At 52.0% G+C, this 24673-nt stretch carries 23 protein-coding genes, 1 tRNA gene and 2 pseudogenes; 15 read left to right on the forward strand and 11 right to left on the reverse strand.

What is annotated here, in order from left to right:
* Positions 1–106: 106 nt before the first annotated feature.
* The gene (locus N0B36_RS03360) at positions 107–487 is read left to right on the forward strand and encodes an inner membrane protein YbjM (protein ID WP_016152407.1); all 381 of its coding nucleotides are present in this window, start codon (positions 107–109) and stop codon (positions 485–487) included.
* 34 nt (positions 488–521) lie between these two features.
* Here N0B36_RS03360 and N0B36_RS03365 read toward each other — a convergent pair whose 3' ends face one another.
* Entirely contained in the window at positions 522–785 is a 264-nt protein-coding gene (locus N0B36_RS03365) for a GrxA family glutaredoxin (RefSeq protein WP_016152408.1), read from the reverse strand.
* A gap of 172 nt (positions 786–957) precedes the next feature.
* Between N0B36_RS03365 and N0B36_RS03370 the strand changes: the two genes are divergently transcribed.
* Both N0B36_RS03370 and nfsA read left to right on the forward strand, forming a co-directional pair.
* On the forward strand, positions 958–1248 hold the full coding sequence (locus tag N0B36_RS03370) for a YbjC family protein (protein ID WP_016152409.1): 291 nt from the start codon (positions 958–960) through the stop codon (positions 1246–1248).
* A complete protein-coding gene (gene nfsA, locus N0B36_RS03375; protein WP_141875027.1) occupies positions 1232–1969 on the forward strand; it encodes an oxygen-insensitive NADPH nitroreductase in 738 nt (245 codons plus the stop codon). Before N0B36_RS03370 ends, nfsA begins: the two co-directional genes overlap by 17 nt.
* Positions 1970–2380: 411 nt before the next feature.
* On the opposite strand, the gene N0B36_RS03380 is transcribed toward nfsA, so the two are convergent.
* A complete protein-coding gene (locus tag N0B36_RS03380) occupies positions 2381–3700 on the reverse strand; it encodes a YadA C-terminal domain-containing protein (protein WP_259686066.1) in 1320 nt (439 codons plus the stop codon).
* 731 nt (positions 3701–4431) lie between these two features.
* Here N0B36_RS03380 and N0B36_RS03385 point away from each other — a divergent pair.
* The 9 genes and pseudogenes from N0B36_RS03385 to rlmC all read left to right on the forward strand — a co-directional run.
* Positions 4432–4509, forward strand: a pseudogene (locus N0B36_RS03385) (oxygen-insensitive NADPH nitroreductase); the annotation flags it as partial.
* Between the two features lie 59 nt (positions 4510–4568).
* Entirely contained in the window at positions 4569–5471 is a 903-nt protein-coding gene (gene rimK, locus N0B36_RS03390; RefSeq protein ID WP_047501202.1) for a 30S ribosomal protein S6--L-glutamate ligase, read from the forward strand.
* A gap of 89 nt (positions 5472–5560) precedes the next feature.
* Positions 5561–6037, forward strand: a complete 477-nt coding sequence (locus tag N0B36_RS03395) for a YbjN domain-containing protein (protein ID WP_029139469.1) — start codon at positions 5561–5563, stop codon at positions 6035–6037.
* Positions 6038–6470: 433 nt separating this feature from the next.
* A complete protein-coding gene (potF, locus tag N0B36_RS03400; RefSeq protein ID WP_016152414.1) occupies positions 6471–7583 on the forward strand; it encodes a spermidine/putrescine ABC transporter substrate-binding protein PotF in 1113 nt (370 codons plus the stop codon).
* Positions 7584–7721: 138 nt separating this feature from the next.
* On the forward strand, positions 7722–8855 hold the full coding sequence (gene potG, locus N0B36_RS03405; protein ID WP_016152415.1) for a putrescine ABC transporter ATP-binding subunit PotG: 1134 nt from the start codon (positions 7722–7724) through the stop codon (positions 8853–8855).
* Between the two features lie 9 nt (positions 8856–8864).
* A complete protein-coding gene (potH, locus tag N0B36_RS03410; protein WP_016152416.1) occupies positions 8865–9818 on the forward strand; it encodes a putrescine ABC transporter permease PotH in 954 nt (317 codons plus the stop codon).
* A complete protein-coding gene (potI, locus tag N0B36_RS03415) occupies positions 9815–10660 on the forward strand; it encodes a putrescine ABC transporter permease PotI (RefSeq protein ID WP_016152417.1) in 846 nt (281 codons plus the stop codon). Before potH ends, potI begins: the two co-directional genes overlap by 4 nt.
* A 59-nt stretch (positions 10661–10719) precedes the next feature.
* On the forward strand, positions 10720–11208 hold the full coding sequence (locus tag N0B36_RS03420) for a YbjO family protein (protein ID WP_047501197.1): 489 nt from the start codon (positions 10720–10722) through the stop codon (positions 11206–11208).
* A gap of 41 nt (positions 11209–11249) precedes the next feature.
* Positions 11250–12377: a 23S rRNA (uracil(747)-C(5))-methyltransferase RlmC gene (gene rlmC / locus N0B36_RS03425; protein WP_259686067.1), complete on the forward strand. Its 1128-nt coding sequence runs from the start codon at positions 11250–11252 to the stop codon at positions 12375–12377.
* A gap of 144 nt (positions 12378–12521) precedes the next feature.
* Here rlmC and N0B36_RS03430 read toward each other — a convergent pair.
* The 3 genes from N0B36_RS03430 to N0B36_RS03440 all read right to left on the reverse strand — a co-directional run bounded on the left by N0B36_RS03430 (position 12522) and on the right by N0B36_RS03440 (position 14313).
* Positions 12522–12609 (reverse strand) — tRNA-Ser (locus tag N0B36_RS03430).
* Positions 12610–12758: 149 nt separating this feature from the next.
* Entirely contained in the window at positions 12759–13436 is a 678-nt protein-coding gene (locus N0B36_RS03435) for an isochorismatase family protein (RefSeq protein WP_016156101.1), read from the reverse strand.
* A 16-nt stretch (positions 13437–13452) separates the two neighbouring features.
* Positions 13453–14313: a pirin family protein gene (locus N0B36_RS03440; protein ID WP_103766086.1), complete on the reverse strand. Its 861-nt coding sequence runs from the start codon at positions 14311–14313 to the stop codon at positions 13453–13455.
* A 108-nt stretch (positions 14314–14421) separates the two neighbouring features.
* Here N0B36_RS03440 and N0B36_RS03445 point away from each other — a divergent pair, with 108 nt between their 5' ends.
* Positions 14422–15333 (forward strand): LysR family transcriptional regulator, encoded by a 912-nt coding sequence (locus N0B36_RS03445; RefSeq protein WP_016152423.1) that lies wholly within the window; start codon positions 14422–14424, stop codon positions 15331–15333.
* A 79-nt stretch (positions 15334–15412) separates the two neighbouring features.
* Here the strand turns inward: N0B36_RS03445 and infA are convergent, their stop codons facing one another.
* From infA to trxB, 6 genes and pseudogenes are all read right to left on the reverse strand, one after another.
* Positions 15413–15631, reverse strand: coding sequence for a translation initiation factor IF-1 (gene infA / locus N0B36_RS03450; protein ID WP_002211347.1), 219 nt, complete (start codon positions 15629–15631; stop codon positions 15413–15415).
* Positions 15559–15916 (reverse strand): annotated as a pseudogene (locus tag N0B36_RS03455) (hypothetical protein). The gene infA and the pseudogene N0B36_RS03455 overlap by 73 nt, the downstream one beginning before the upstream one ends.
* Positions 15917–16621 (reverse strand): leucyl/phenylalanyl-tRNA--protein transferase, encoded by a 705-nt coding sequence (gene aat / locus N0B36_RS03460; protein WP_046274664.1) that lies wholly within the window; start codon positions 16619–16621, stop codon positions 15917–15919. It abuts the pseudogene before it with no gap.
* A gap of 44 nt (positions 16622–16665) precedes the next feature.
* Entirely contained in the window at positions 16666–18387 is a 1722-nt protein-coding gene (gene cydC / locus N0B36_RS03465; protein WP_019076386.1) for a heme ABC transporter ATP-binding protein/permease CydC, read from the reverse strand.
* Entirely contained in the window at positions 18388–20154 is a 1767-nt protein-coding gene (cydD, locus tag N0B36_RS03470) for a heme ABC transporter permease/ATP-binding protein CydD (protein ID WP_016156105.1), read from the reverse strand.
* A 114-nt stretch (positions 20155–20268) separates the two neighbouring features.
* The gene (gene trxB / locus N0B36_RS03475) at positions 20269–21237 is read right to left on the reverse strand and encodes a thioredoxin-disulfide reductase (protein WP_016152427.1); all 969 of its coding nucleotides are present in this window, start codon (positions 21235–21237) and stop codon (positions 20269–20271) included.
* Positions 21238–21784: 547 nt separating this feature from the next.
* On the opposite strand from trxB, the gene lrp reads away from it, so the two are divergent.
* A complete protein-coding gene (gene lrp, locus N0B36_RS03480) occupies positions 21785–22279 on the forward strand; it encodes a leucine-responsive transcriptional regulator Lrp (RefSeq protein WP_002439523.1) in 495 nt (164 codons plus the stop codon).
* A 134-nt stretch (positions 22280–22413) separates the two neighbouring features.
* On the forward strand, positions 22414–24673 hold a 2260-nt coding region (locus N0B36_RS03485; protein ID WP_259686069.1), incomplete at its 3' end, for a DNA translocase FtsK 4TM domain-containing protein.

Consider the following 24673-nt stretch of genomic DNA (forward strand, 5'->3'; position numbering starts at 1 on the left):
AGAATCGTGTGAGTGTGTTTTTGGCATGGAATGCCTGGTTACTTTATCTGACTGGACGCCTGCGGGCGAAAAGAGTGTTCGATAGAGAATGTGTCAGGAGGAACAATTGAAACATAAGCAAAGTTGGGCGGGTGCGGTCTGCTGCTTTGTGCTCTTTATTGTGGTGTGTCTTTCATTAACGCTGAACGTTAAAGGGGCATTCAGAGCGGCAGGGCATCCTGAGGTCGGATTGTTGTTTTTTATCCTGCCTGGTGCTGCAGCAAGCTTTTTCTCCCATCGTCGGGAGGTGCTCAAACCCCTTCTTGGTGCCATGTTGGCGGCGCCGTGCTGTCTGTTACTGATGCGGTTCGTTTTTATGCCGACGCGTTCATTGTGGCAAGAGCTGGCGTGGTTGTTTAGTGCGGTGTTTTGGTGCGCGCTTGGCGCATTGTGTTTTTTGTTTATCAGCAACTTGTTCAATCAGCATCATCGACGGAAAAAGAACTGAAGACGCCCTCCAGCGGAGGGCGTAGAAACGGCTATCAGGCGAACAGATTCATGTTCTCTTTTGCCCACGCTTCAAAATCCGTGCAGCCGCCGATGTGTTTTTGATCAACAAAAATCTGCGGAACGGTTTCAACTGGTTTACCTACCGTCTTTTCCAGATCGGCTTTCGTAATACCTTCGGCATGGATATCAATGTAGCGGAAGTTAAAATCGTCATGCTCATTGCTTAATTTTTCTGCTAATTCTTTTGCGCGCACGCAATACGGGCACCCTGGGCGACCAAAAATAACGGCAAACATCTCTCTCTCCTCGAACTTATCAGGCCGGATGGCAATACTTGTTATGATGCCGCGATTTGTGACGGATGAAAAGCAGGTTCAGCCTGTTGCTTTGATATCCTCAAGCTATAACTGTTAAACACGACAAGCCGGAACGTTTTATAATGAAAGCCATTTCGCCGGGAGGCCGCTTATGCGCACAATTGGTGCATTACCCAAAAGCGTATTGATGCTGGAAATAATCGGGATGGTTTTGTTATCGCTGGCGCTGCTATCGCTTAACGATTACCTCACTTTACCCGCACCGCTTGGCAGTCCGTTAGCCTGCGTGGTGATGATATTTCTGGGGGTGCTGCTGATGCTTCCCGCCGCAGTGGTATTAACGTGGCGTATTGCTCAACTGGTTGCGCCGCAGCTGATGTCACGAACCCCCGGTGATTCTTCACGTTCAGACAGAGAAAAAAGAGATGACGCCAACCATTGATTTACTTCGTAGCCACCGTTCCATTCGCCATTTCACCGATGATGCCATTTCGGATGCGCAGCGGGAGGCGATTATTGCCGCCGCTCAGGGGACCTCAAGCTCCAGTTTTTTACAATGCACATCCATCGTTCGCATAACGGATAACGCTCTGCGCGAATCACTGGCTACTTTATCCGGCGGACAAAAACATGTGGCGCAGGCCGCCGAGTTCTGGGTGTTTTGCGCTGACTTTAATCGCCATTTGCAGATTTGCCCTGACGCGCAACTCGGGCTGGCGGAACAGCTGCTACTGGGCGTTGTTGATACCGCGATGATGGCGCAAAATGCGCTGACGGCGGCAGAGTCTTTGGGGCTTGGCGGCGTGTTTATTGGCGGTCTGCGAAATAACATTGAGCCGGTCACTGAACTGCTGAAGCTTCCGCAACATGTTCTGCCGCTGTTTGGGCTGTGCCTCGGCTGGCCGGACAAATCAATTCCTCAATATGAAAAAATTACAAAACCTCGTCTTCCCGCTGGTTTAGTTGTGCATGAGAATAACTATCAGACTGTAAACAAAGCGCTTTTACAAGAATACGATGAAGAATTAGCTCACTACTACATGACACGCGCGACAAACAACCGCCGCGATACGTGGACTGATCATATCCGTCGAACCATCATCAAAGAGAACCGACCGTTCATTCTGGACTACTTGCACAAACAAGGTTTTGCTATCCGCTAACCCCTTGCTGTTGGGCGGTGCTTTCGCCGCCCCTTCTAAATACCTGTATCAATCATCTAATACAGGTAACATCATGTTCCAGATTATCAGCTGGGAAATTCCGTAAACTAATATCTTCTAAAGTAATCGAACTTCTCTCCAGCGTGAAAGAGTCATTACACAATTCAATTTCATAAAATGATATTTCACCATTTCGACCAGCTAATGCTTTCATCACTAAAAATTTAGCTGAATCTTGGAATCGAAGACCGAATTTTCTTTCCTCTCATTCGGATTGTGTAACTTTGTCGAAAAGGATTATCTATAGGCTGTTTTATATCCTTGTCTTACTTTTTTCGATAAGAGCATCATATTTTTTTTGATAGTTCATAAAGATTCTCTTTTATTAAGGGAGATTCCACCATCCTTTATTTAAAAGCCCACAGCGATCCCTGTGGAGTACGCAACCTGTGTAGCGCTCGTGGTGGAAACACCTGCTTTAACCGCTACACGGTTGGAAACATTATAGTTAACACCAACCGCAATTGCTTGTTCACCGCTATAACCACCAGTTGCCGCACCTAAAGAGAATTTAGAACCCGCAACAGTAGGGAGGCCAGCCAGCGCCGCAACGCTTGCGATCCCCGCATTTGCTTTCTTCTCGTTACGGTCAACTTTAGCCTTCAGGTCAGAGAACGACTTGTTTAGCCCATTAACTTCCTGTTCAACACCAGTAATACGACCGTCGAACCCTGCAACCTGGCGTTGTGTGGTGTCTGCCATGTTGTAAGCGGTGTTAGCGGTGGTCTGGGCAACATCGGCTTTAACCGTAGCAATATCAACCTGTGATTTTGCTTCTGCTGCCTGGGTTGTTGCCTGGTTTACAGAATCAACAATGCTCGAAACCTGGGTAGAAACTACCTGAATATCAGTTTTCACGTTTTGAACATCGGTTGTGTTCTTATCAACCTTTGCGATCAGACCGATATCACCCGTTGAATCCGTACCCATCGTGGATGTTGCACCGTGCAAAATCTGGTTGATCTGGTCTGCTTTGCTGTGCGCTTCGTCCACGTCACTTTTATCCGCTTTGCCGCTAACAGCTACAGAAAGATTCTGTACGGTTTCTTTATCAGCTTTTTCCAGCATAGTCTTCTGTAAACCGCCTACCGTATCCGCTACGTCCTGAACGGTGTTTTTATCCGCTTTCGCATCCAGATCAGCTTTATCTGCTTTGTTGTTCATTTCCGTGTTGATATTGGTAAGGCTAACTTCGGTGGAGGTAACGCGATCAGAAACAGCAGTCAAATCAGATTGTTCAGCTTTACCGGAGACATCGACCGAAGTCATAGTATCCAGATGATGTTTAATTTGGGTGATATCACTGGTGTTGAGATCAATAATACCTTTGTAATCTTCAACCTTACGCAGCGCTTCCGTCGCGTTGGTGTTCGCGGTTTCAGCGATGTTTTGCACGTAACCAACATCATCAAGAATGACTTGGTTAGTTACTTTCTGTTTTTCCATATCGATTATAACCTGTTCGAGGTCATAACCCATCTGACCGATGTCCACCACTTTCACACCTGGAACAGCTACACCGTTGATCTGATATTCACCATTAACCATCACGCCATTCGCCATCAAGTCATATTCTGGCGTTCCTGGTTGATGCGGGATAATATACCCGTTAGCGTTAACACCAAAAGAAGCCAGAATAGTAAAAGCAACCAGAGTTTTTACAGCTTTCATACAAATATCCTTTTTGATAAATTAAATGTGAGTTTGGTCGGCCCCAAATCCAGAGGCTTTAATTGCTATAATTATTTCGGGTATTACGGGGTTGCTGCTTTTCGTAAAATGAAATCACATTATTAAAATCACCAGCATCATAAACAAGCGTTTTGGTTACGATGCTTGCACTATATTCAATCACGCTGCTGTCTGATGCGAAATTAATTTTTTGCTAAGAACTTCTTTGGTAAAAGCACAGTGTTAATATCAGCCAATGCCATATCAGAAATAATATCTCTGTGTTCTACTTGCGGTAATTAATGCAGAAATTACCAGGGCAATTAATTTAGAGTTGCTCTTCATTTATTTTTTGAGTCCGTGTAACAAAATGTAAATTGGTCGTACCACTTGCGGGGTATTCTAGTGATCTGTGAAAAATGAAATGTTGTTTTAGATCACACATCCTGACGTTACTTTATTACTCGAAACTGAATGATTGGAAAATGAACTGTTGCAGAATGAAACGATATCGATACAACACACCAGGATAAGCAGGAAAGGCGGGATTATCTGGAAGCGGGGCATCAGCCCCACACAGCGTTTCGCTTGTATCACGCCCTCCCAGTTAACCGTTTTGAGTAACTCGACGTGTGATACCAACCCGATAGTGTTGTTATTCGCCACGCCCTCAGGGGGGCGTGATAGCGGATCATCTCCTGTGCGTGGTCAAGAAATCCGACAACATCACTCTTCGCCGCACCATCATTAAAGAAAGTGGTCCCTTTATCCTGGAATATTTGCATAAACAGGGGTGGGCTACGCGCTAAAGATTTTAACGCAGTGTATGATATGCCAGCTTTTACCAGGTCATTCAGAGAGGTGCAGGGTGAAAATTGCCATTTTGTCCCGGGACGGAACGCTCTATTCTTGTAAGCGCCTGCGTGAAGCGGCGATGCAGCGTGGTCACCTGGTTGAAATTATCGATCCCCTTTCTTGCTATATGAACATCAGCCCGGCGGCGTCCTCTATTCATTACAAGGGCCGCCAGCTTCCTCATTTCGATGCAGTGATCCCAAGGATTGGTTCAGCGATTACCTTTTATGGTACCGCGGCGTTGCGCCAGTTTGAGATGCTGGGTAGCTATCCGCTGAATGAGTCGGTAGCGATTACGCGTGCGCGCGATAAGCTGCGTTCGCTGCAGTTGCTGGCGCGTCAGGGAATCGATTTACCCATCACCGGGATTGCTCACTCTCCGGACGATACCAGCGACATGATTGACATGGTTGGCGGCGCGCCGCTGGTGGTGAAACTGGTTGAAGGTACGCAGGGGATCGGCGTGGTACTGGCGGAAACGCGGCAGGCCGCAGAAAGCGTGGTGGATGCCTTTCGTGGGTTGAATGCCCATATTCTGGTTCAGGAATATATCAAAGAAGCGAAAGGGCGAGATATTCGCTGTTTCGTGGTCGGTGACGAGGTGGTGGCCGCCATTGAGCGCCGGGCCAAAGAAGGTGATTTTCGTTCTAATCTCCATCGCGGTGGGGTTGCCACTCTTGCGAATATCACGCCGCGCGAAAGGGAAATTGCGCTCAAAGCCGCTCAGACAATGGGTCTGGACGTTGCTGGCGTTGATATTCTGCGTGCTGAACGTGGGCCGCTGGTCATGGAGGTCAACGCTTCTCCTGGCCTTGAAGGGGTGGAGAAAACTACCGGAATAGACATTGCCGGCAAGATGATCCAGTGGATTGAGCGTCACGCTACGCCTGAATTTTGCCTTAAAATCGGCGGCTAAGCACAATATCGATTGTGATCGTAGTATGACACGCTCTTTTTGCGTAAGCTGTGCCGGTATTTTTTCATCAATAGAGGTCGCACATTATTATGACATCACTGGTCGTTCCCACTCTGGATACGTTGCGTCAATGGCTCGACGACCTGGGCATGAGTTTTTTTGAATGCGATACCTGTCAGGCGCTGCATTTGCCGCACATGCAGAATTTTGACGGCATCTTTGATGCAAAAGTTGATTTGGTAGATAACGTCATTCTGTTTTCCGCGATGGCAGAAGTCAGACCTTCTGCACTACTGCCGCTGGCCGCCGATCTGTCTGCGATTAACGCCAGTTCACTGACGGTGAAAGCCTTTCTGGATATGCAGGATGATAATCTGCCAAAGCTGGTGGTCTGCCAGTCTTTATCCGTTATCCCGGGCGTGACGTTTGAGCAGTTCGAATATTTTGTTCGCCAGAGTGAAGAGCAAATATCGATGGTGATCCTCGAGGCCGGTGCGCATCAGCTGTTATTTAACGCTGAAGAAGAAGCGCAAAACAGCAACGCCGAAGTTCATTTCCTCCATTAATTCTTCCTGAATCTGGACATATATTGCGCAGCCGCTGCCAAAGCGGTTGCGTATTGCCTGTTTTTATTCTGCATTTAACCGTTCATTAAAGAATTATTCACCTCCATTCAGCGACTTCCGCTGTATGTCATAGACAATTCATGCATAAAAAATTGATAAAAGACGTTTTTTAATCTGGGCTATATCCACAAATCCTGGCTAAAGTTATTCTTGCGAAGCTGATCAACGTCATCATTCAAACAGCCCCTTGTGGCCTGACCTGTGGCCACAATGCATATTGAATGCATGGGCGGATAACAGCGCGCAATAGCGGCGTGAGGAGAGGCCTCTCTTTTCATGGGTGCCGCTTGAAAGAATATGCACGTTTCTTGCATATCATTTGAGTGTGACATTTTTGTTCGTTTGTTAACGAACTTTCAGAAGGAAAGAGATTATGACCGCCTTAAATAAACGATGGTTACCAGGCCTGGTTGCGGGTGCTCTGATGGCCATCTCTGCTGGCACGCTCGCTGCTGAACAAAAAACGCTGCATATTTATAACTGGTCTGATTATATTGCCCCGGATACGGTGGCTAATTTTGAAAAAGAGACCGGAATTAAAGTTATCTATGACGTATTTGATTCCAATGAAGTGCTGGAAGGTAAGCTCATGGCTGGCAGTACCGGCTTTGACCTTGTCGTTCCATCCGCCAGTTTCCTTGAGCGTCAACTGACCGCGGGCGTCTTCCAGCCGCTGGATAAGAGCAAATTGCCTGGCTGGAAAAACCTCGATCCTGAGCTACTGAAGCTGGTGGGTAAACACGATCCGGACAACAAGTTTGCGATGCCGTATATGTGGGCAACAACCGGTATTGGCTATAACGTGGATAAAGTGAAAGCGGTACTGGGGCCAGATGCGCCGGTTAATAGCTGGGATCTGATCCTCAAGCCAGAAAATCTGGAAAAACTCAAAAGCTGCGGCGTTTCTTTCCTCGACGCGCCCGAAGAAGTGTTTGCCACCGTGCTGAATTATTTGGGTAAAGATCCAAACAGTACCAAAGCGGATGATTACACCGGACCGGCAACCGATCTGCTGTTGAAACTGCGCCCGAACATTCGCTACTTCCACTCCTCGCAGTACATTAACGACCTGGCAAACGGTGATACCTGCGTGGCGATTGGCTGGGCTGGGGATGTATGGCAGGCGGCAAACCGGGCGAAAGAAGCGAAAAATGGCGTCAATATTTCCTTCTCAATTCCTAAGGAAGGTGCGATGGCCTTCTTTGATGTGTTCGCGATGCCAGCCGATGCGAAAAACAAAGACGAAGCCTATCAGTTCCTCAACTACCTGCTGCGCCCTGATGTAATTGCGCATATTTCTGACCACGTGTTCTATGCCAATGCCAACAAAGAAGCGACAGCACTGGTCAGCCAGGACGTGCGCGACAACCCGGGCATTTACCCGCCTGCAGATGTTCGCGCCAAGCTGTTCACGCTGAAAGTACAGGATCCGAAGATCGACCGTGTACGTACTCGCGCCTGGACGAAGGTAAAAAGCGGGAAATAACCCGATGTACGGGACGTGACCCGGCAGGATTTACGCCTGCCGGGCAGTGTTGATCCCGGACACATATAACCCGGCAATACGCACCACCGTGGTGCGTTATTTGCACCGTTTCTTTGTTTTATGCCGGAGAGCGCCTAATTGAATGATGCAACCCCACGCCCACAAGCGAAAATCCGCAAGGCGCTGACCCCGCTGCTTGAAATTCGCAACCTGACCAAGTCCTTTGACGGTCAGCACGCCGTTGATGACGTCAATCTTACTATCTATAAAGGCGAAATATTTGCTCTGCTCGGGGCGTCCGGCTGCGGTAAATCGACCCTGTTGCGGATGCTGGCGGGATTTGAACAGCCAACAACCGGGCAAATTATGCTTGATGGCGTCGATTTAGCGCATGTTCCGCCTTATCTGCGTCCGATTAATATGATGTTTCAGTCCTATGCCTTGTTTCCGCACATGACGGTAGAGCAGAACATTGCCTTTGGTCTCAAGCAGGACAAGCTGCCGAAGGCTGAAATCGCCAGCCGGGTGAGTGAGATGCTGGGACTCGTGCATATGCAGGAGTTCGCCAAACGTAAGCCGCATCAGCTTTCTGGCGGTCAGCGTCAGCGCGTGGCGTTGGCGCGTAGCCTGGCGAAACGCCCGAAGCTGCTGCTGCTGGATGAACCGATGGGGGCGCTGGATAAAAAGCTCCGTGACCGCATGCAACTGGAAGTGGTGGATATCCTTGAACGTGTCGGCGTGACCTGCGTGATGGTGACGCACGATCAGGAAGAAGCCATGACGATGGCGGGCCGCATTGCGATCATGAACCGTGGCAAATTTGTCCAGATCGGCGAGCCTGAAGAGATCTACGAGCATCCGACTACGCGTTACAGTGCAGAATTTATCGGTTCGGTTAACGTCTTTGAGGGGCTGCTGAAAGAACGTCAGGAGGATGGTCTGGTTATTGAGTCTCCAGGATTGGTACATCCGCTGAAAGTGGACGCAGACGCTTCCGTTGTCGATAACGTCCCGGTGTATGTTGCGCTGCGCCCGGAAAAAATCATGCTCTGCGAAGCCCCTCCGCCAGAGGGATATAACTTCGCGGTAGGCGAAGTGGTGCACATTGCCTATCTGGGGGATTTGTCGGTGTACCACGTACGCTTGAAAAGTGGCCAGATGCTGAGCGCTCAGCTACAAAATGAACATCGTTATCGCAAGGGATTACCAACCTGGGGTGACGAAGTCCGTTTATGTTGGGATGCGGACAGCTGTGTGGTGTTGACGGTTTAAGGAGCGAAGATGAGTACACTTGAACCTCCGGCGCGCGTGGATAACGTGGGGCGTTTCACGCTGTTTATGTCGCGGCTGCAAATGAAGCACGGGCGCAAGCTGGTCATCGCGCTGCCGTATGTGTGGCTGATGCTCCTGTTTCTGCTGCCGTTTCTGATCGTCTTCAAAATCAGTTTGGCTGAAATGGCGCGGGCTATTCCGCCGTATACCGACCTCATTTCATGGGCTGACGATCAGTTATCCATCACCCTCAATTTAGGCAATTTCCTGCAACTGACGGACGATCCGCTCTATTTTGATGCGTATCTGCAATCTTTGCAGGTAGCGGGGATTTCGACTGTCTGTTGCCTGCTGTTGGGATATCCGCTGGCATGGGCGGTCGCGCACAGCAAACCCTCGACACGCAATATTCTGTTGCTGCTGGTGATCCTGCCGTCCTGGACGTCATTTTTGATTCGCGTATACGCCTGGATGGGGATCCTGAAAAATAACGGTGTCCTGAACAACGTTCTGATGTGGCTGGGCGTTATCGACCAACCGTTGACGATTCTGCACACCAATCTGGCGGTCTATATCGGTATTGTTTACGCCTATTTGCCCTTTATGGTGCTGCCGATTTATACCGCGCTGACGCGTATTGATTACTCGCTGGTGGAAGCGGCGCTGGATTTAGGTGCCCGACCGTTGAAAACCTTCTTTAGCGTGATCGTGCCGTTGACCAAGGGCGGGATTATTGCCGGTTCAATGCTGGTATTTATCCCGGCGGTTGGGGAGTTTGTGATCCCGGAACTGCTGGGCGGCCCGGACAGCATCATGATTGGGCGTGTGCTTTGGCAGGAGTTTTTCAATAACCGTGACTGGCCGGTGGCTTCTGCCGTCGCCATTATTATGCTGCTGTTACTGATTGTGCCGATCATGTGGTTTCATAAATATCAGCAAAAAAGCGTGGGGGAACACGGATGAATAACTTACCGGTCGTTCGCTCGCCGTGGCGTATTTTTATCCTGGTACTGGGTTTTACCTTCCTGTACGCGCCGATGCTGATGTTGGTTATCTATTCGTTTAACAGCTCCAAGCTGGTGACGGTCTGGGCGGGGTGGTCAACGCGTTGGTATGGTGAGCTTTTCCACGATAGCGCGATGATAAGCGCCGTCGGCATGAGCTTAACGATTGCCGCCTGTGCTGCGACGATGGCGGCAATTCTCGGTACCATCGCCGCCGTGGTGATGGTGCGCTTTGGTCGTTTTCGTGGATCAAATGGTTTCGCCTTTATGATCACCGCACCGCTGGTGATGCCGGATGTCATTACCGGTTTGTCGCTGCTGCTGCTGTTTGTGGCTTTGGCGCACGCCATCGGCTGGCCAGCGGATCGCGGTATGTTGACCATCTGGCTGGCGCACGTCACATTCTGTACAGCGTACGTGGCGGTAGTGATTTCCTCGCGTTTACGCGAACTGGATCACTCCATTGAGGAAGCGGCGATGGATCTTGGTGCCACGCCGCTGAAGGTTTTTTTCGTCATCACGCTGCCGATGATTATGCCGGCGGTGATCTCAGGGTGGTTACTGGCCTTTACGCTGTCGCTCGATGACCTGGTCATTGCCAGTTTTGTCTCTGGTCCTGGCGCCACAACGTTACCCATGCTGGTGTTCTCCAGCGTACGTATGGGGGTCAATCCGGAGATCAACGCGCTGGCGACGTTGATACTTGGCGTAGTAGGAATTATCGGATTTATCGCGTGGTATCTGATGGCGCGAACAGAAAAACAACGGATTCGCGATATCCAACGTGCAAGACGCGGCTGAAAAAACTAAAATCTGCCAACCTGTCTATACGGCGCAGCTGCGGTGGCTGCGCCGTTTTCATGGAAGACGACGCGTTGGGATTTTTTAAGAAATCATCCACATCACATGCCCGTTTAAACGTCCCTACTTTAGTGCAGGTGGCGGCGCTGGCTATTATCATGATCCGCTGTCTCGATCTGTTGATGATTTTTAATACGCTCGGGTTTCGCGGAACCAGCGAGTTTATTCATCGCAGCGTCCAGACCTGGAATTTGACGCTGGTGTTTCTGGGTAGCCTGGTGCTGCTGTTTATCGAAATTTACTGCGCATTTTCGCTGGTTAAAGGTCGGAACTGGGCACGCTGGGTCTATCTACTGACCCAGATTATCGCCAGCTTCTATCTGTGGGCGGCCTCATTGGGCTATGGATATCCGGAACTGTTCAGTATTGCGGGAGAGTCCAGACGTGAAATCCTGCATACGCTGGTGATGCAAAAATTACCGGATATGCTGGTGTTGCTACTGCTGTTTGTTCCTGCGTCCAGCAGGCGGTTCTTCCGCTTGCAATAACGTGTATAATCTTCGCCCCCTGTTAATTTGTAGGTTTTTGTATGCAGTGCGCACTTTATGACGCCGAACGCTGCCGCTCTTGTCAGTGGATAACGCAGCCTGTCGCCGATCAACTCTTCGCCAAAACAGCCGATCTGCAGAATCTGCTGGCCGCTTATCCGGTCGGAGAATGGTGCGCGTCGGTCAGCGGCCCGGAGAGCGCTTTTCGTAATAAAGCCAAAATGGTGGTCAGCGGCAGCGTGGAAAAACCGCTGCTGGGGATGCTGCATCGTGACGGTACGCCGGAGGATTTGTGCGAGTGTCCGCTCTATCCTGAGTCTTTTGCGCCGGTGTTTGCCGCACTTAAACCGTTTATCGCCCGTGCGGGGTTGACGCCCTATAACGTGGCGCGCAAACGCGGGGAGCTGAAATATCTGCTGTTAACGGAAAGCCGGTTTGATGGCGGTATGATGCTGCGTTTTGTTCTGCGCTCCGATGCGAAACTGGCACAACTGCGTACGGAGCTGCCATGGTTACAGGCGCAGCTTCCGCAGTTAAAAGTGATCACCGCCAATATTCAACCTGTGCATATGGCGATTATGGAAGGGGAGAGCGAAATCTTCCTGACGGAACAACAGGCGCTGGCTGAACGCTTTAACGATGTGCCATTGTGGATACGCCCACAGAGCTTCTTCCAGACCAACCCCGTGGTGGCTGGGCATTTATATGCCACGGCGCGCGACTGGGTGCGTCAGCTTCCGGTTAATCACATGTGGGATCTGTTTTGCGGCGTCGGGGGTTTTGGTTTGCACTGCGCCACGCCGCAGATGAAACTGACGGGTATTGAAATTGCGCCAGAGGCCATTACTTGCGCGAAACAGTCGGCGCAGGAGCTTGGTTTGAAGAATCTGCATTTTCAGGCGCTGGATTCAACCCAGTTTGCTACCGCGCAGGGAGAAGTGCCGGACCTGGTGCTGGTGAATCCGCCTCGTCGGGGGATTGGGAAGCCGCTGTGCGATTTTCTTTCCCGCATGGCGCCGCGTTTTATCGTTTACTCCAGCTGTAATGCACAAACCATGGCGAAGGATATCCGCGAGTTGCCTGGATATCGCATTGAACGCGTCCAACTTTTTGATATGTTCCCACATACCGCGCATTACGAAGTGTTAACACTGCTCAGCCGACAATAACCGACATGCCTGATGGCGCTACGCTTATCAGGCTACGCAGAGATGTTGAAATGTAGGCCGGATAAGGCGCATGCGCTGCATCCGGCGGCAAATGCAACATGCGAAAAAAAAGCCCGTACTTACGTACGAGCTCTTTCTCGAATATGGCGGTGAGGGGGGGATTCGAACCCCCGATACGTTGCCGTATACACACTTTCCAGGCGTGCTCCTTCAGCCACTCGGACACCTCACCATATTGTATTGCTGCCTGACCGCTTGGGGGGCAACGGGGCGCTACTATAGGGAGTTGCGCTAAAACGGTCAAGCAGAATTTACGTGTTAACTCTCGTTTGGTTACGCAATGTACATATTCCTCCGCCCGGACAGGCGCGGAGAATATGATTAGCGCTGCGAGTCCAGTTTTTCGCCGTTGGTCACGACTTCCTGGGCCTTGCTATAGCTCTCGATCAGCAACTGATAAGCCGGGAAGATTTTGGTATACACTTCCGCCCATTCAGCGGCGTCTTCCCGGTTCCATGTTCCCTGAATTTCAGAAGCGACGGCGGCGGTATCCATCGGTATCACGCCAGCCTGAACAACACGTGCCAGGGTGATTTCCTGCGCCATTTTGCTGTAAGTACCGGAAGCGTCGATCACTGCGAAGACCTTGTATCCCTCCGCAACCGCGCTGATGGCCGGGAAAGCCATGCACACGCTGGTGATCGTACCGGCGATAATCAGCGTCTTACGACCCGTAGCTTTGACCGCTTTCACGAAGTCTTCGTTATCCCAGGCGTTGATTTCGCCTTTACGTGCTACATATTGGGCATGTGGCGCATTGGCATGGATCTCTGGGATCAACGGGCCGTTAGGCCCCTGCGGTACCGATGCCGTGGTAATTACCGGCATCTTCGCCAGGGTTGCGATTTTAGCCAGCGCGGCGGCACGCGCACGCAGTTCCGGCATTGGCATATCGCCGACGGTCTGGAACAGCCCACTCTGATGATCGATAAGCAGCATGACGGAATCATTCACATCGATGACCGGACGTGAACCATTAAAGTTTGCAGGACTGGACATATTCTCCTCCTTCGATTCAGATTTGGCCAAAGCGGCCGGAGTTAAAATCGCGGACGGCTTCAGCGATTTCTTGTTTCGTATTCATCACAAACGGACCGTAACCTACAATCGGCTCGTTCAACGGTTCGCCAGACAGCAGCAGCACGCTGGCGTCACTGGTGGCTTCAATGTGTAGCGTTTTCCCCTGCTGGCTTAGCACTACCAGTTGTGCTTCGCCGGCAGGCGTGGTGCCGTTTACGGTGATATTCCCTTTTAATACCACCAGGGCGGTGCTCCACCCTTCAGACTGGGACAACGTCAGCGGACGATTACGTTGCAGGCGCATATCCCAGACGTTCAGCGGTGAAAAGGTGTGTGCCGGGCCTTTCGTATCCTGATAGCTGCCCGCAATCACGCGAACGCTGCCTGCATCATCGGGCAAGGCGACGGTGGGTATAACATCGCTGCTGATGCCCTGATAACCCGGTACGGCCATTTTGTCTTTTGCCGGCAGATTGACCCACAGTTGCACCATTTCCAGTTCACCGCCCTGACGGGTAAATTCCGGGGAGTGGAACTCTTCGTGTAATATTCCTGCACCAGCGGTCATCCACTGCACATCGCCAGGGCCGATAATGCCGCCGCGACCGGTTGAATCACGGTGTTCAACTTCGCCGCTGTAAACGATAGTCACCGTCTCAAAACCGCGGTGAGGGTGTTCACCTACGCCGCGTTTTTCGTTACCCGGCGTGAACGTATGCGGACCCGCGTAATCAAGCAGCAGGAACGGGCTTAATTGCTCAGCATGAGACTGGTAAGAGAACATCGAGCGAACCGGAAATCCATCGCCAACCCAGTGTGGGCGAGGTGCGGTGTAGACGCCTGTTACTTGTTTCATATGTGTCTCCTCAGTGGCGTTGTTTTGATGTGAATAAGCTTATATTCATGACAGCGAGCTGAGTAGTAGCTAAAATAGCTCTCACTGTCTCAAAAATAGGACAATGAAATGACAAGGCCGGATCTCAATGATTTTGCATGGTTTGTGCATGTTGTAGAGGAAGGGGGATTCGCGGCGGCGGGTCGGGCGCTTGATGAACCAAAATCAAAACTGAGCCGACGAATAGCGCAACTCGAAGAGAGGCTGGGGGTACGACTGATTCAGCGAACCACCCGGCAATTTAACGTGACTGAAGTCGGGCAAACCTTTTACGAACACTGTAAGGCGATGCTGGTGGAGGCGCAGGCGGCGCAGGATGCCATTGCCGCGTTACAGGTTGAACCGCGTGGCGTTGTGAAGCTGACTTGTCCTGTTACGTTGCTGCATGTGCATATCGGGCCAATGCTTGCCCGTTTTATGGCACGTTATCCTGACGTATCAGTACAACTGGAGGCCACTAACCGTCGTGTTGACGTCGTTGGAGAAGGTCTGGATGTGGCGATTCGCGTCAGACCTCGGCCATTTGAGGATAGCGACCTGGTGATGCGCGTCCTGGCGGACAGAGGACATCGCTTGTATGCCAGCCCGCAGTTAATTGAGCAGATGGGGGCGCTACACTCTCCGGCAGAGCTGACCCGTTGGCCAGGTTTGAGTCTGGCCTCTGGTAAACATGTGCATCGTTGGGAGTTATTCGGCCCGCAGGGCGCGCGGGCGGAGGTGCATTTCACGCCGCGTATGATCACCACCGATATGCTGGCGTTACGCGAAGCCGCAGTCGCCGGCGTAGGTGTTGTTCAACTTCCACAGTTGATGGTAAAAGATCAATTAGCTGCGGGTGAGTTGGTGGCGTTGCTCGACGGTTGGGAACCTAAGCGAGAAATTATTCACGCAGTATTTCCATCACGCAGGGGATTATTACCGTCAGTGCGCGCATTAGTGGATTTCTTAACGGAAGAATATGCGCGGATGATTGAGGATTAAATACCAGGCTTCAGCCCACAAAAAAGGCCGGTTAAACCGACCTTTTATTATCTGGACGCCATTCGGGCGTTAAAAACAATCAGCGACTACGGAAGACAATGCGGCCTTTGCTCAGGTCGTACGGGGTCAGCTCAACAGTCACTTTGTCGCCCGTCAGGATGCGGATATAGTTTTTACGCATTTTACCGGAGATGTGTGCAGTAACCACGTGACCGTTTTCTAACTCTACGCGGAACATGGTATTAGGTAACGTATCGAGAACGGTACCCTGCATTTCAATATTGTCTTCTTTGGCCATCTAATCCTCTGGGGTATCACTACCGTAATTTGAACCGGCAAGATAATGCCGAAGTTCTTTTAATAAGTAAAGATTTGTGCGTTTAAAACACAGCAAATCGGGTTTGGCGCATTACTCTATCCACACACGGCAAAGCCGCACTTAAAGCGCAACGTGTAAGGGAACGAGGAGATAAACGATAGGCGTTGCCTGACGCGAACTGTTCCTTAACGGCGGCGGGGTAATGGGCTAAACCAACTCTGCGCGACAATTATAACACCCCGACAAAAAATGTGCCGAAAACATTCACTCCTGAGGTGAAAATAACATCCTGGGAATCCAGAAATGGCTCGGTAGCCGCTGCTGGCGCAGTCTGCTCAGGTGCTCAAGGTACTCCCGACGCGGTGTTTCGACGGCGCCCAGCGAGGCTGTGTGGCTATTTAATACCTGGCAGTCGATTAATTTTCCGCCCTGACGGATAAATTCAGCGCAAAAAACAAGCAGTGCGGTTTTGGACGCATTTTCCTGACGGCTGAACATCGATTCGCCACAAAACAGCGTACCTTGCGCCACGCCATACATACCGCCCACTAATTCATTTTGTCGCCACACCTCAATTGAGTGGGCATGCCCCAGTTCGTGCAGCCGATGGTAAGCATCCACCACATCATGCGTTATCCAGGTGCCCTCTTCCCGGTCATTCGCGCAGCCTTCAATCACCTGACCAAACGCGTAATTGAGCGTCACGCGATAAGGCGAATTTTTATGAAAGCGTTTCATGCTACGGCTGAGGTGAAATTTCTCGGGCCAAAGAATGGCGCGCGGATCGGGCGACCACCAAAGGATGGGGTCGCCAGGTGAAAACCATGGGAAAATACCGCGCTGATAGGCCATCAGCAGGCGGGCAGGGCTGAGATCGCCGCCAAGCGCCAATAAACCGTTAGGCTCGCGTAAAGCGCCTTCCGGTGACGGGAAGGCTATGGAATGGCGGGACAGTTGCACCAGGCGCATGACAGCGAAACTCCACTACGCGAGTTTGATCGTTCAATAATAGCTTACAGACGTTGCTTAAACTGGTAATAACGCCCCTGCCTGGCTAACAGATCTGCGTGATTACCTTGCTCAATAATTTGTCCGTTGTCCATTACTATTATTTGATCAAAACGTGACAGCCCACGCAGACGATGTGTAACCATTAATACGGTTTTGTTGCGCATGACATCGCTAATTAATTCAAGCATTTGACTTTCCGTTGTGGCATCCAACCCTTCGGTAGGTTCATCCAGTAGCATCAGCGGAGCATCGTGCAATAAGGCGCGGGCGATAGCCAGACGACGGAGCTCGCCGCCAGAAAGCTGACGACCGCCTTCGCCCAGCCATGCGTTGAGTCCATCATCCTCAAGCAGTTTGTCCAGACCGACGCGGCACAACATCGCGGCTAATGCGTCATCGCCGGCGTGCGGTGCCGCCAGCAACAGGTTATCGCGAAGCGTAGCGCTGAACAGATGCACGCGCTGTGGCACGACGCTGATACTCTGGCGCAGCGTGGCTTCACTAAGGGTCGCAATCGGCTGTTCGTTAATCAGGATCTCGCCACTCTGCGGATCCCATGCGCGGGTTAGCAATTGCAATAACGTTGACTTACCACAGCCGGTGCGACCGAGAATCGCAATGTGTTCACCGGGGTTGGCCTGCAGGGAAAGTGTATCGAGCGCCTTTTGCGCCTGTCCTGGATAGCTGAATGACACATCGCGTAGCGTAAGGGTTACCTGCTCTGAAACCGAGGAACCCGCATCCGGGAAGGTCACTTCTGGCTGCTGTTCGGTCAGTTCGGTGATGCGCAGCGCAGAGGCAATAACCTGGCCGAGATGCTGAAACGCGCCGGTGACAGGCGCTAACGCTTCGAACGCGGCTAGTGCACAGAAGACAAACAGCGCGATCAGTGCGCCTGGCTGGGTGTTACCGCCCACGCCGCCTGAGGCCATCCATAGCATCATAATCACTGCCAGCGCGCCGACTAACAGCATGACCGCCTGCGACAACGCCGTTAATTCAGACTGGCGTCTCTGGGCTTCGTGCCATTGCAGCTCGGTGGCTTCCATTTGAGCGCGGTAGCGTTCACTGGCACCAAAAATGGTCAATTCAGCCTGGCCCTGTAGCCAGGAGGTTAACTGCTGACGATATTGCCCACGCAGATGTGTCAGACTTTGTCCGGTGCTTTTGCCTGCCTGATAAAAGAGTGGGGGCAGAATAAATAAGGTCAGCAGCATAATACCGCCGAGGGTGATAGCCAGCGTGAAATCGAGAACGCTTAGCCCCAGCGTGACCACCATGATGACGACAAAAGCCCCTACCAGCGGGGAGATCACGCGCAAGTACAGATGATCGAGCGTGTCGACATCAGCCACCACGCGGTTAAGTAATTCACCCTGTCCATAACGGGACAGGCCCGCAGGAGAGAGCGGCAGCAGTTTGCTGAAGGTATAAATACGCAAATGCTGCAGCACACGGAACGTTGCGTCATGGCTGACCAGTCGTTCGAAATAACGCCCCGCGGTGCGGGTGATCGCTGCGCCGCGTACGCCTGCGGCAGGGAGCATATAGTTAAAGCTGTAAATTCCGGTGACGCCAACCACCGCAGAAGCCGACAGGAACCACCCTGAAAGCGTCAGCAAACCAATACTTGCCAGCAGCGTGACGATCGCCAGAACGATCCCCAGCGTTAACATCCATTTGTGACGTTTATACAGCGTCAGATAAGGTAGCAAAGCGCGCATTTAGATGTCCTCCTGACGATGAGCCAGTAATGTCGCAAAAGCCCCGTTGGCTGAGCTAAGTTCGGTCCAGGTACCTTGTTCAACGATCTGTCCGTCCTGCATCACCCAGATAGCGTCCCAGTCGGCAAGATCTTCCAACTGGTGCGTCACCATCAACGTGGTCTGGCGGCGAGATGCCGCGTTCAACGCCTGCATCACGCGTTGTTCGCTGTGCGCATCAAGGCTGGCGGCGGGTTCGTCCAGAAGCAGTAACTGACAGGGATTGAGTAAGGCGCGAGCGACGGCAACGCGCTGCGCTTGCCCGACGGAAAGTCGGGCCGCCTGATCGCCGACTGGCGTATCCACGCCCTGCGGCAGCAGCGGTAAAAACTCGCTGACCCAGGCGCTGTCGAGTGCGGCTTGTAGCTGTTCTTCGCTGGCATCGGGGCGAGCCAGCAGAACGTTTTCGCGTAACGTGGCGGCAGGAAGTTGCGGATTTTGCCCGACCCATGACAGTTGTTTACGCCAGGAATCAGGTGACAGGTCGCGAAGTTCAAAGCCGTTAATTCGCAGCGATCCCCGATAAGAGAGGAAACCGGACAGGACATTAAGCAGCGAACTTTTACCGGAACCGCTGCGTCCAACCAGCACTGCGCGATGACCGGCTGCCAGGGTAAAGTTGAGCGGGCCGGCCAGCACTTTACCTTCCGGCGAAGTGATAATCAGATCGTGTGCCTCAAGTGAAACAGCGTCTTTCGTCGCCAGCTCAATGTCGCCACGTTCTGGATGAGCCAGCGGGGTTTCCATGAAAGTTTTCAGACTATCAGCTGCACCAACGGCTTGCGCTTTGGCGTGATAAAACGTGCCCAGATCGCGCAGGGGCTGGAAAAACTCCGGCGCCAGAATGAGCGCGAGGAAGCCTGCTGCCAGCGTGACGCCCGTCCCGTAGTGGCCGAAATCGAGCTCTCCGAGGTAGGAAAAACCGAAGTAAACCGCCACCAGCGCAATAGACAGAGAGGTAAAGAACTCAAGGACACCAGATGACAGGAAGGCCAGGCGCAGGACTTCCATGGTGCGCTGGCGGAAATCTTGCGACGCAGCGCGGATGCTTTCCGTTTCGGCTTCACCGCGACCAAATATTCTTAGCGTTTCCATGCCCCGCAGACGATCGAGGAAATGACCGCTGAGGCGGGCAAGAGCCTGAAAATTGCGGCGGTTAGCATCGGCAGCGCCCATTCCGACCATTGCCATAAATAACGGGATCAGCGGGGCTGTTCCGAGCAGAATAAGGGCGGCTACCCAGTTTGACGGGAATACCGCCGCCACAATCAATAATGGGACGCATACGGCCAGCGCCATTTGCGGCAGATAACGTGCATAGTAATCATGCATATCGTCAATCTGCTCCAGGATCAGCGTGGCCCAGCTCCCGGCCGGTTTGCCCTGTATCCAGGCCGGACCTGCCTGTTGCAGACGGTCAAGCACCTGGCGGCGAATTTCAAAGCGAATATGTTGCCCTGCGTGAAACCCGACCCGTTCGCGTAACCAGACGACCCATGCCCGCAGGATGAAAATCAATACCAGCACGATGAACGGAAGCAGCAGCGCCTCTCGGGGAATATTGGCCATGATCATATGGTCCAGAATGCGGGCCATGAGCCAGGCCTGAGCGACGATTAACAGACCACTCACGAACCCCAACAGGCGTGAAATGTTCAGCCATCGTTGGGAAATTACACTTTGCTGTTTTAACCAGCGGGTCAGCTCTTTTTGACGGGTTTTATTCATTGCACGCTTAGCAGGTGAGTTATTGGAATTTTTGGGCAGGGCAATGTTACAACGAGGCAAAAATAAAGGCGACTTATAGTCGCCTTTTTTACTTTTGTTACTGATTTGTAAAACTTATTTGCAAGCGTCCGCCAGACCGTCGAGATAACGTTCTGCATCAAGCGCGGCCATACAGCCTGTGCCCGCAGAGGTGATCGCCTGGCGATAAATATGATCCATCACGTCACCGGCTGCGAAGACCCCCGGAATGCTGGTTTGTGTGGCATTACCGTGAATACCGGACTGAACTTTGATGTAGCCGTTTTCCAGTTCAAGCTGACCGTCGAAAATGGCAGTATTCGGGCTGTGACCGATAGCGACAAACAATCCGGCAACGTCAAGTGACTCCACATTGTCAGTGTTTTGCGTATCGCGCAGGCGCAGCCCGGTTACGCCCATTTGATCACCGGTTACTTCTTCCAGCGTGCGGTGGGTGTGCAGCACGATGTTGCCGTTTTCAACTTTATCCATCAAACGCTTGATGAGAATTTTCTCAGCGCGGAAACTGTCGCGACGGTGAATCAAATGCACTTCAGATGCGATATTCGCCAGATACAGCGCTTCTTCAACCGCAGTGTTGCCACCGCCAATCACCGCAACTTTTTGGTTACGGTAGAAGAAACCGTCGCAGGTTGCGCAGGCGGAAACGCCGCGGCCTTTGAATGCTTCTTCTGAAGGCAGGCCCAGGTAACGTGCTGAAGCGCCGGTAGCGATGATCAGTGCGTCACAGGTGTACTCTCCGCTATCGCCGGTCAGACGGAAAGGGCGGTTTTGCAGATCAACTTTGCTGATGTGATCAAAAATGATTTCTGTATCAAATTTGGTCGCATGTTCGTGCATACGCTCCATCAGCAGCGGGCCAGTGAGATCGTGCGGATCGCCAGGCCAGTTTTCCACTTCTGTTGTTGTGGTCAGTTGACCACCTTTTTCCATACCGGTAATCAGTACCGGTTGCAGGTTAGCGCGTGCAGCGTAGACCGCAGCGGTATATCCCGCAGGGCCTGAGCCCAGAATAAGAAGTTTACTGTGTTTGGTTGCGCCCATGAGATCCCCATAGTTGTTGGCAGGCAATGAGCAGGATTGTAGGGAATTTACAGGCGTAAAAAAAGAGTATGGCGATTTTGTTAACAATTTGTGTAATAGCAGAAACCGATGAGCGGGGGAATAAGTCGTAATACTATAACGATTTCTACTAAAAATCGGTCAGTTATAAGGTGATAAAATGACGATTTTCCATCACTGCGAATGAATAACTGGCATGTTGTACTAAAAATCGATGTTTTACTTTGACAATCACCTGCTGTTTTGCGAAAACAGTCAAGGAAGAAAAAAAATGTGTCATGTATGTGCTGCATAATCATGCATGTAGATACCATGTTTACCGTGTTAGCGAAATCTACGCATGGTGTGGACAGATGCCATTCGTGATGTCGATAGCCGCCGACAGGCAACGGTCTTCTCACCATAAGCCCAGGCATTACAAACCGAAAATCCCTCTGGGTTGCGGTTTATTTTGATGGGTAGCGACTCTGAACAGTGATGTTGGTAGAGTCAGGCAGGAGTAGGGAAGGAATACAGAGAGACAATAATAATGGTAGATAGTAAGAAGCGCCCTGGCAAAGATCTCGACCGTATCGATCGTAACATTCTTAATGAGCTGCAAAAGGATGGGCGTATTTCTAACGTCGAGCTTTCTAAACGTGTGGGACTTTCACCAACGCCCTGCCTTGAGCGTGTGCGTCGGTTGGAAAGACAGGGTTTTATTCAGGGCTATACAGCGCTGTTAAACCCGCATTATCTGGATGCATCACTTCTGGTTTTTGTTGAGATTACTCTGAATCGTGGCGCCCCGGATGTGTTTGAGCAATTTAACTCTGCAGTACAAAAACTTGAAGAAATTCAAGAGTGTCATTTGGTTTCCGGTGATTTCGACTATTTGTTGAAAACACGCGTACCGGATATGTCGGCGTACCGTAAGCTGTTGGGGGAAACCCTGCTGCGTCTGCCTGGCGTGAATGACACACGTACTTATGTCGTAATGGAAGAAGTCAAACAGAGCAATCGTCTGGTAATTAAGACGCGCTAACACGGAACAGGTGCAAAATCGACGCAGTTTGATTACACTCCTGTTAATCCATACAGCAACAGTGCCGGGGCAACCCGGTGCTGTTGTCCGTTTTAGCATCGGGCAGGAAAAGCCTGAAACCTGGAGAGCCGTTTTTGAGCCAGGAATACACTGAAGACAAAGACGTCACATTGACGAAGTTAAGCAGCGGGCGCCGACTCCTGGAAGCGCTACTGATCCTTATTGCCCTTTTTGCCGTCTGGTTGATGGCTGCCTTACTCAGCTTTAACCCTTCGGATCCCAGTTGGTCGCAAACCGCGTGGCACGAACCTATCCATAATCTGGGGGGAATACCCGGAGCATGGCTGGCAGACACACTGTTCTTTATTTTTGGCGTCATGGCCTACACCATTCCCGTCATCATTGTCGGCGGCTGCTGGTTTGCATGGCGACACCAGGCCAGCGACGAATACGTCGATTATTTTGCCGTTTCGCTGCGTATTATTGGCGTTCTGGCGCTGATCCTTACCTCCTGCGGGCTTGCCGCAATCAATGCCGATGACATCTGGTATTTTGCCTCTGGCGGCGTGATCGGCAGCCTGCTCAGCACCACGTTGCAACCATTACTGCACAGTAGCGGCGGTACGCTGACGCTATTGTGCATTTGGGCTGCGGGATTAACGCTGTTTACCGGCTGGTCATGGGTGAGCATTGCGGAAAAACTGGGCGGCTGGTTACTCAATATCCTGACGTTTGCCAGCAACCGTACCCGTCGCGACGATACCTGGGTCGATGACGAAGAATATGAAGATGAAGATGAGTCTTTCGACACCGCTGATGGCAAACCTCATGAATCGCGTCGGGCGCGTATTCTGCGCGGTGCGTTAGCGCGCCGTAAGCGTCTGGCGGAGAAATTTACCAACCCGCTTGGCCGTCATACTGATGCCGCGCTATTTTCCGGCAAACGCATGGATGATGAAGACGAAATTGAATACAGCGCTCGTGGCGTGGTTGCCGATCCTAACGATGTGCTGTTCTCCGGTAATCGTGCGACGCTGCCTGAATATGACGAACTTGATCCGCTGCTGAATGGTCATTCGGTGACAGAGCCAGTTGCCGCCGCAGCGGCAGCGACAACGGCAGCTCAGGCCTGGAGCGCACCGGTTGATCCGCTGCTGCAAACATCGCCAGTGACCAATACCGTTATGGAACAACCGGCCCCAGCCGTAGCCTGGCAAGCCGTGCCTGGTTTGCAAACCGGTGATGCGGTGATTGCGCCAGCGCCTGAGGGTTATCCTCAGCCAGCCCACTACGCTCAGCCACCGGTGCAGCAGCAGTATGAACCATGGCAGCAGCCGGTTGTGGAGGAGAGTCCGCAGCCGCAGGGATTTACCGCGGAGCACAACTGGCAGCCGGAACCTGCTTATCAGCCGGAGCCCGTGCAGCAACCTGATTATCAGCCGGAATCAACCTTTCAACAAAACGCCGCGTTCCAGCAGCCTGCGGTTGAACAACCGCCTGTAGTGGAACCTGAGCCGGTAGTTGAAGAGGTTAAACCGACTCGTCCGCCACTCTACTATTTTGAAGAAGTTGAAGAGAAACGTGCACGTGAGCGCGAGCAACTGGCCGCCTGGTATCAGCCGATTCCAGAGCCTGCTCAGGAGCCTGAACGTGTTAAGCCGTCTATGCCGACGGCAGCATCCATACCGCCCGTTGAGTCAGTTGCTGCCGTTGCGCCGCTGGCCGCCGGGGTGAAAAACGCCGCTTTAGGGGCGGGTGCGGCTGCCGCAGCACCTGTCTTTAGTCTTGCGGGTAGCGGTGCGCCGCGTCCACAGGTGAAAGAGGGGATTGGTCCGCAGTTACCGCGTCCGAATCGTGTGCGCGTGCCTACTCGTCGGGAGCTGGCGTCGTATGGCATAAAACTGCCGTCACAACGTATGGCTGAAGAGAAAGCGCGCGAAGAGCATCTTGATACAGATGCGTACAGTGACGAAGAAATTGACGCAATGCAGCAAGATGAGCTGGCGCGTCAGTTCGCCCAGTCGCAGCAGCACCGCTATGGCGAGGAGTATCAGGATGATGCCAGTCAGACTGATGATGATTCAGCCGCAGAAGCGGAACTGGCTCGCCAGTTTGCCTCTTCCCAGCAGCAGCGCTATTCCGGTGAACAGCCTGCCGGAGCGAATCCGTTCTCGCTTGATGACTTTGAATTTTCGCCAATGAAAACGCTGGTGGATGATGGTCCGCATGAGCCGCTATTTACTCCAGGCGTAATGCCGGAGCCTGCGCCGCAGTACCAGCAGCCTGTCGCACCGCAGCAGCATTACCAGCAGCCAGCGCAGCCTGTCGCACCGCAGCAGCATTACCAGCAGCCAGCGCAGCCTGTCGCACCGCAGCAGCATTACCAGCAGCCAG

This window comes from Citrobacter sp. XY323, from assembly GCF_025106035.1.
In the GTDB taxonomy this organism is placed as follows: Bacteria; Pseudomonadota; Gammaproteobacteria; order Enterobacterales; family Enterobacteriaceae; genus Citrobacter; species Citrobacter braakii.